Below are 7365 nucleotides of genomic sequence, written 5' to 3'. Positions count from 1 at the left end.
ACGCAAACCTGCATCTACTGTCCAAGACTCATTCAAGCTATATTCGGCCACGCTATAGGCACCTAAATCATACTTGTCGTAATCAGGAATAAGTCTTCTAACGCCCGTGTCTGGATTGGCAAAGTTGTTCTGATACCTTCCCATAAGGCCTACCTTAATGTCCAAACCTCGCTTCGCATCAAATTTGATATCCGTTAATAGGGAATGCGTCGTTAATTGTAAATCCAAAGATGCTTTATCGGCATCATCTCCAACCCGAATATCATATTCAAACCTTCGGTTTTTCTGAAAATCATACTGTAGCGTCCATTTACCAAATCCTTCCATTCTGCGATAGTAATTTAGTTTGCCAAGATGGTGTGAAACCTCTTGGTTGGGTCTTGATATGGTATAGGTAAAATCATTGATGACGTTGGGCTGTTCACTGTTTATGGATTGAATCAAATCATCTACGTTGCCAATGTGAGAAGCTCTTAGGATTCCTATTTCAGTATCGAAATAAGAGTAATAAGCTTCCCAACCTTGAATAAAGTCTCGTTTTCCTACATTTAAGGAAATTCCCATTTCACGTATACCTGTATTGGATAAAACATAATCTGATGCTTCCAAATCACCTAAACGCTTAAAAGATCCTTGTCCAGTTATGTAAAGTCCTGATTCATAGGATCTGGTAAGTGAGCTGGTTATATTACCTCCACGACCATTGGAGAAAAGGTTCATTTGGGTTTTTCCAAGAAGGGAATCCCTTCTAACAATGGGTGAGGGGTTTAAAACAATAACACCCCCAACGGCATCTCCTCCGTATTCAAGTGCTGCCGCACCTTTAATAACGCTTATTTCCTGGTTTGCATTGATATCCACGTTGGGAGCGTGTTCATCTCCCCACTCCATGTCCTGCATGCGCACGTTGTTGTTGAGTATCAAGACCCTACTGCCGTTCAACCCTTGAATTACAGGTTTTACAATGTTACCGCCAGTGTTTAGGGTAGATACGCCGGTAATCCTCTTCAATGCGTCTCCCAAGCTACCACCGCTACTACGTTCGATATCCTTTTGGGACAAACGATCTTCCTGACCGGAATTCGTATTTTTAGGAATATTACCAACTACCTTAACCTCTTCCAGTTCCTCCAAATGATGTTCCAAAAAAACCTTCTCAAACGTATCTCCCTTGATTGTTATGATCACAAACTTCGTTGTACATGACGGATGTGAAATCTCCAATTCCAGGACACCATCGCATAGGTTCCTAAAACTGAACTTTCCATCTTCCTTGGAAAGGGTAGTCCTATCCTTGCCGGTTATGGAAACGCTAGCCCCGTCCAAAGGGCGATTGTCATGAAAATCGTAGACCTCTCCAACCAAAATGGAATTACAATCCTGGGCACTTACCCTAAAGCCCGTAAATACAAAAAGTAGTATTAAATAATACCTCATTAAATGATGTTTACGCTAAATAATATCGGTATCTATAGTACACCGATTTGAAAGGACGGAAATTAGCGCAAACTTGGGGGAGGTCTCCCAAAAAGTGTATAAGGTAATATAGGGGACAGCAAAAGTGTAGTGGTCTCTGCTGTAATTTTTCGGTCGATATGAGTCAGCACCAGTGCCGTCAGAATTAGCACCGAAACAGTGCTAAACGCTACTTGCTGATTTTGAAAGGAAAAGTAACAGGTTTCACAGTTCTCAATAGTATCGGAACCATCCTGATGGGTATAAATATGAAAGGAAGACACCTTAAATAGCATCAAGGCGAACAAGACAAAAGCCGCTATATGTGTAAATATCCTACTTCCCATGGCAGCAAAACTAGCAAATGCTACCCTAATAATTGTTAAATAAAACTTAACCCTTAAACAAAAAACCCAATCCCATTCTTTTTAACATCTTTTTTTCAAAGGTCCAAAAGAACTTGAACTGTCCAAACAACCACCCGTAGGCCACCAAAAGTACTTGATAAAAGGGGAATATGAGAAGTATACGTAACGTCCAATAGACAATTGGACTCCACCAAGTATCCGGAAAATTGTCTTGCTCTAGTCCAATTACATCCAAAAATGGTTTTGCCACATACACCGATGACGAACCGGTAATCGCGAAAACGATAAATATTATTATGAGTTGAAAATTAGTGTGTACGCCCCAACGCTCCTTTAGCTTCTGCATTTTTGTTGTTTTGCAGGGCAAAGATAAACCCTAAATCCTAGGTAAAAAAGGCCCTAGTCTTTGATTGTATTTGCGTTGAAAGTAAATAAAGTAATTATAGAGTTTATAATTGACCTCATAGCCGTAATCAATATTATTTTCATAGTTGATCTGCAATTCGTACAGATTTGGATTGAATTGCGCAGGTTGCAGCACCCTTCGATTCCATTCCATGACCATTAAAATATTCCTGTTTTCCAAAAAGGACTGGGAATAATATCCTTCCGGTCTTGCTATGGATTTTAGCCATGTGTAGAAACCGGGGTCAATGATAATAATTTCATATTCCGTTTCTTCATTGGCAATTCTCACCGTGTCCCCCTCGGTTGACTCGAACGCCTGCCTTTCTTGCTCGGAAATGGAAAGTGCCTCCTTGGAGCCTCCACAGTGCGCCAGTAAAAGGCCGAGCGAGAGAACGCCCATGATTTTTAACAATGCATTCAGTATTTTCCTTTTCATAATCATTAAGATACAAAAAAGCCGTTTGAACAATCAAACGGCTTCGTTAAATAAGGTTAAAAATAGCTTATTTGCCAAAAAGACCTCCCAAGAGACCTCCCAGTCCACCTTTCTTTTTATTGCTGCCCATAACCATTCCTGCAACGTCATCCAAAATGCTTCCGTCACCATCGGCATCCAACAATGTGGTAATTAAACTTTGGTTTTGTTGAGGTTGTCCGCCCAGCATACTTCCCAAAAGGGCGTTCATACTATTTGAATCGTTAACACGGTTTTGAGAGGTTTCCCTACCCAAATAGCCCATAACGATAGGTGCAGCTATCTTAAGGATTTGACTTACCGTTCCTGCGTCCAATCCGGATTTCTGGCTTAGGGCATTTTCTACCTGCGGCTGCTTACCACCAAAAACATGGCCTAAAATCCCAGCTCCATCGTTCATTACGGAATCATCTACCCCACCTTGGAACAATCCTCCCAAATTGTCCAAAATACTTCCATCGTGCTTGCTGTTCAAAGCGCTCATCAAACCTTCCGCGCCACTTGGAGATTTTACATTTTTTTTCATAGCGCCCAAAATTAGGGGCATGGCCATGCTCAACACATCCGCCGTTTTACTTTCTGGTTGATTGGTCTGTCCTGCAACACCACTAATAACCTGTTTGCCAATTGGGCTATTCAATAAATCTAATAATCCTGCCATTTTATAGTTAATTTAATGTTCTGCCGGTAATGTACAAAAAGAGTTCAAAAAAGTCGCAATAAAGCACTATTTAAAATGTGAAATTATCTGCTCCGCCAACTCAATCCCAATCCTGTCCTGTGCTTCGTTAGTGGCACCTCCAATGTGTGGTGTCAAGGATATTTTAGGATGCATCAATATCCTGATTTCGGGTCGTGGTTCCGATTCGTACACATCCATCCCGGCAAAGGAAACCTTATCACTCTCCAAGGCGTCCACAAGTGCGACTTCATCAATTACACCTCCTCTGGCTGCATTGATAATTCCAACGCCATCTTTCATCAGGTCGAATTCGTTCTTGCCCAAAACATAGTTTTTCTGTGCGGGAACATGGACCGTTATGAAGTCCGATATCCTTAACAATTCTTCCTTATCCGTTTTTTTTAGATGGAAAGTGACGGATTGTCCGTCAAAAAAGGACAATGTTAGGGAAACATCATCCAACAATGGGTCAAAGAAGACCACTTTCATTCCGGCACCAAGGGCCAATTTTGCAACGGCCTGTCCAATCCTTCCAAATCCAATGATACCCAAAGTCTTACCGGCAAGTTCCTTTCCGTTTCCGTAGGATTTTTTTAGTTGCTTGAACTTGCTATCGCCTTCCAAAGGCATGTTTCTATTGGCATCATATAAAAACCGGACACCTCCGTACAAATGGGCAAATACCAGCTCCGCTACCGACAATGAGGATGCCGAGGGCGTATTGATTACCTGGATACCTTTTTTGTGGGCATATTCCACATCGATGTTGTCCATGCCTACGCCACCACGGCCAACGAGCTTTAGGTTGGGACATGCATCGATCAGATCTTTGTTGACCTTTGTGGCACTTCGTACTAAAAGTCCCATTACCTCGTTTTTATTTATAAAATGGCCCAGTTGTTCTTGGGCCACATTGGTAGTAATTACGTCAAATCCATTCTTCTCAAGAAGCGAAATGCCCTTCTGGGATATTCCGTCGTTCGCCAATATTTTCATCTGTTTATATTTAATATTATTAAAAGGTCAGATGCAATTCACCAATAACCATCAAGGTGGGTATCAAGACTTGTTATGGCTCATTTCATACGTTAATTATGTGGTCAATAGCCTGATTATTAAATATTCAATCTGGAATAAGTATTTTACTTACCATAACAACTCCCTCGATGAGGGTTTCATTTTGTTATGCTTTCCGTTCCATTTCGCTCATTACGTCCACCAGGACTCCAACACTTTCCAAGGAAAGGGCATTGTACATACTGGCCCTATATCCACCAACCGAGCGATGCCCGTTCAAACCGTTGATTCCGGCTTCTTTCAGCATGGCGTCAAACGTATCCTTAAGACCTTCTTCCGCCAAATTAAAGGTGGCGTTCATATTGGAACGGTCATTTTTGTTGGCATACCCCTCGAAAACGGGATTCAAATCGATTTCCGAATACAGTAACTGGGCCTTTTTCTCGTTGATTTCCTCAATGGCGGCGATGCCTCCCATATTCTTTAGCCATTCCAAGGTGAGCATGGACGTGTAGACGGCAAAAACGGGTGGGGTGTTGTACATGCTTTCCTTATCGATATGTAATTGATAGTTCAGCATGGATGGAATTTTCCGAGACACCTTGCCCAATATTTCCTCTTTGATAACGACCAATGTGGTACCGGCAGGGCCCATATTCTTTTGTGCGCCGGCATATATCAAATCGAATTTAGAAAAATCCAGCACCCGTGAGAAAATATCGGAACTCATATCGCAGACCAACGGAGCATCGGTCGTAGGAAATTTTTTAAACTGTGTTCCAAAAATGGTATTGTTGGATGTAAGGTGTAAATAATCCAAACCAGAAGGAACCGCATATCCCTTTGGTATGTAGTTGAAATTTTCGTCCTTAGAAGACCCGACTTCCACTACCTCCCCAAAAAGTTTGGCCTCCTTGATGGCCTTATCGCTCCAAGTTCCAGTATTTAAATAGCCCGCCTTCGTTTCCAAAAGATTGTAGGCCACCATTAAAAACTCCATACTGGCACCCCCTTGTAAAAATAGGGCCTGATACCCCTTTCCCTCTAGATTTAATAATTCCAACACAAGGGAACGGGCACGTTCCATTACGGCCACAAAATCCTTACTTCGGTGAGAAATTTCTATTAAGGACAGGCCAGATCCGTTAAAATCCATAACGGCCTCAGAGGCTTTAAGGAGTACTTCCCTAGGAAGGACACAGGGACCGGCACTAAAATTATGTTTTTGCATTTTTCAATTGATTAAGGGGATAAAGGTCAGAAATTTCTATTGATTTAAGATAAAGATGGATTTAATTCTTGAGGGATGTTTTTAACAGGAATTCAACAGTATCCACTCCATCCGCATAATCCCAGAGTGCGGGTTTTTGGGATTCTCCAAAGGCGATATGGCCTGGACGGGGTTTGGAAGAAACGATGCACTGGATTTTATCGGCATCCCTCGTCAAGGTAGTTTCTAGAGACTCCCAAGTTTCATAATATTCGTAAAAAAGAGTCGCAATGGGAGAGGCATAGCCGTCATCTTCCTTCAATAGTAGGAAACCGTTGTCCAAAAACTTGAATTCGCTCATAAGGTACACGGCCTTGTTGTAATCATAGTTGTTGGCGTATTTATTCTCGTGTATAATAGGATTAATGGGATAAATGGCTTTGTAGAGCCGGTCAAAATCGAACCCATGGGGGACAAAGATTTTGGATACGCTTCTACATCCTAAGCCATAATACAGGAAAATATCCTCACCTAATAGCGAAAGTGTTTCGGGTGTTTCGTCGCCCTGGATTATTGCAACCGAATTTCTGTTTCTTCGGATAATATTTGGCTTCTTACCGAAATAGTACTCAAAATAGCGGGCGGTATTGTTGCTTCCCGTAGCGATGACCACATCATAATCGGTCAGGATTTCATCTGAAAATGAAATACGGTCTGAAAGTAAGGGCGCAACCGATACCAGATATTCTGCCAAAAAGGGTATCAAAAGCCTATCGTTGCTGGATAACTTTACCAAGGCGCGGTTTCCGGTTACCAGCACGGATAAAAAATCATGGAACCCTACCAAGGGAATGTTTCCGGCCATAATGATGGCAACTGTTAAGGGACTCGAATTTTGAATATCATACCGATCTAGCCATTTTTGTAAGTTATCGGCTTGCAACGCGTTGGACCACTGTTCAAAGGCGAATAAGATGTTCGCCTCAGTGAACCAGCCGTTATGACTGGTAGCTCTATCTACCACGGCCTCCAGTTTGTGGAACCAAGTTACCTGGTCTCCTTTAATTTCATTGTTCCCTTTGGTAAATCGGCAAAAATCACCCAAAAATTCTCCGAGTTTAACAAAAGCTTTTATGCTTTCTGGTTGTTCTGCCATTATATTTGTATACAAGTTTACTAGGGTTTACTTTTGTGCAAAAGTAAGATTCTCAATTGAAAAAGTGTGGGGCAGAAGTACCCAAAGGTGGTTTTAATTTTGAATCGAAATTAAATAAAAATTGAATTATGGCTATTATTATAACAGACGAATGTATAAACTGTGGGGCCTGCGAACCGGAATGCCCCAATACGGCAATTTATGAAGGAGCCGATGAGTGGCGCTATGGAGATGGCACGTCATTGAAGGGAGACGTGGTTTTGCCCAATGGTAAGGCCGTGAACGCAGAGGATGCCCAAGAACCTATTAGCGATGAAGTCTATTACATTGCACCCGATAAGTGTACGGAATGTATGGGCTTTCATGAAGAGCCGCAATGCGCGGCCGTATGTCCTGTGGATTGTTGTGTGCCCGATGAGGACCACGTGGAATCAGAGGAGATCCTGTTGGCGAAACAGGCTTTCATGCATCCGGAAGGTTAGCGAATGGACCGCTTTGCTTCCAAAAAGTAGAAAATAGACTTTTCCCGAACCTCGTTCGGGTTTTTTTATTTCATGCGTTTAAAATTTAGGTTAATAGCTTGATTTTTAAGCA

The 7365-nt window shown here is 42.0% G+C and carries 9 protein-coding genes; 1 reads left to right on the top strand and 8 read right to left on the bottom strand.

The annotated features are described in order from the left end of the window. From F0361_RS14220 to F0361_RS14185, 8 genes are all read right to left on the bottom strand, one after another. Positions 1-1437: TonB-dependent receptor (locus F0361_RS14220; RefSeq protein ID WP_154919516.1), on the bottom strand; the 1437-nt coding region annotated here is incomplete at its 3' end. Between the two features lie 62 nt (positions 1438-1499). Then, positions 1500-1802: a hypothetical protein gene (locus F0361_RS14215; protein WP_154919514.1), complete on the bottom strand. Its 303-nt coding sequence runs from the start codon at positions 1800-1802 to the stop codon at positions 1500-1502. A gap of 46 nt (positions 1803-1848) precedes the next feature. Continuing rightward, the gene (locus F0361_RS14210; protein ID WP_154919512.1) at positions 1849-2169 is read right to left on the bottom strand and encodes a DUF6787 family protein; all 321 of its coding nucleotides are present in this window, start codon (positions 2167-2169) and stop codon (positions 1849-1851) included. A 30-nt stretch (positions 2170-2199) separates the two neighbouring features. Further along, positions 2200-2667 (bottom strand): DUF6146 family protein, encoded by a 468-nt coding sequence (locus tag F0361_RS14205; protein WP_170258007.1) that lies wholly within the window; start codon positions 2665-2667, stop codon positions 2200-2202. Between the two features lie 67 nt (positions 2668-2734). Further along, positions 2735-3367 carry a DUF937 domain-containing protein gene (locus F0361_RS14200; RefSeq protein WP_154919510.1) on the bottom strand — a complete coding sequence of 211 codons (633 nt, stop codon included), beginning with the start codon at positions 3365-3367 and terminating at the stop codon, positions 2735-2737. A gap of 66 nt (positions 3368-3433) precedes the next feature. Continuing rightward, positions 3434-4384: a D-2-hydroxyacid dehydrogenase gene (locus F0361_RS14195; RefSeq protein WP_154919508.1), complete on the bottom strand. Its 951-nt coding sequence runs from the start codon at positions 4382-4384 to the stop codon at positions 3434-3436. A 187-nt stretch (positions 4385-4571) separates the two neighbouring features. Beyond that, positions 4572-5636, bottom strand: coding sequence for a 3-phosphoserine/phosphohydroxythreonine transaminase (serC, locus tag F0361_RS14190; RefSeq protein ID WP_154919506.1), 1065 nt, complete (start codon positions 5634-5636; stop codon positions 4572-4574). A 61-nt stretch (positions 5637-5697) separates the two neighbouring features. After that, positions 5698-6771, bottom strand: a complete 1074-nt coding sequence (locus F0361_RS14185) for an acyl-CoA reductase (protein WP_154919504.1) — start codon at positions 6769-6771, stop codon at positions 5698-5700. Between the two features lie 128 nt (positions 6772-6899). Here F0361_RS14185 and F0361_RS14180 point away from each other — a divergent pair, with 128 nt between their 5' ends. Continuing rightward, positions 6900-7253 (top strand): 4Fe-4S dicluster domain-containing protein, encoded by a 354-nt coding sequence (locus F0361_RS14180; protein WP_154919502.1) that lies wholly within the window; start codon positions 6900-6902, stop codon positions 7251-7253. Positions 7254-7365: the final 112 nt, after the last annotated feature.

It is taken from the genome of Maribacter flavus, assembly GCF_008386635.1.
GTDB lineage: Bacteria > Bacteroidota > Bacteroidia > Flavobacteriales > Flavobacteriaceae > Maribacter > Maribacter flavus.
This window is presented reverse-complemented; position numbering and strand designations above follow the sequence as displayed.

Bases quoted from the DNA above. Each gene is read 5' to 3' on its own strand.
- F0361_RS14180 (WP_154919502.1), top strand. From the start codon at position 6,900: ATGGCTATTATTATAACAGACGAATGTATAAACTGTGGGGCCTGCGAA.
- F0361_RS14185 (WP_154919504.1), bottom strand. From the start codon at position 6,771: ATGGCAGAACAACCAGAAAGCATAAAAGCTTTTGTTAAACTCGGAGAA.
- F0361_RS14205 (WP_170258007.1), bottom strand. From the start codon at position 2,667: ATGAAAAGGAAAATACTGAATGCATTGTTAAAAATCATGGGCGTTCTC.
- F0361_RS14200 (WP_154919510.1), bottom strand. From the start codon at position 3,367: ATGGCAGGATTATTAGATTTATTGAATAGCCCAATTGGCAAACAGGTT.
- F0361_RS14215 (WP_154919514.1), bottom strand. From the start codon at position 1,802: ATGGGAAGTAGGATATTTACACATATAGCGGCTTTTGTCTTGTTCGCC.
- F0361_RS14210 (WP_154919512.1), bottom strand. From the start codon at position 2,169: ATGCAGAAGCTAAAGGAGCGTTGGGGCGTACACACTAATTTTCAACTC.
- serC (WP_154919506.1), bottom strand. From the start codon at position 5,636: ATGCAAAAACATAATTTTAGTGCCGGTCCCTGTGTCCTTCCTAGGGAA.
- F0361_RS14195 (WP_154919508.1), bottom strand. From the start codon at position 4,384: ATGAAAATATTGGCGAACGACGGAATATCCCAGAAGGGCATTTCGCTT.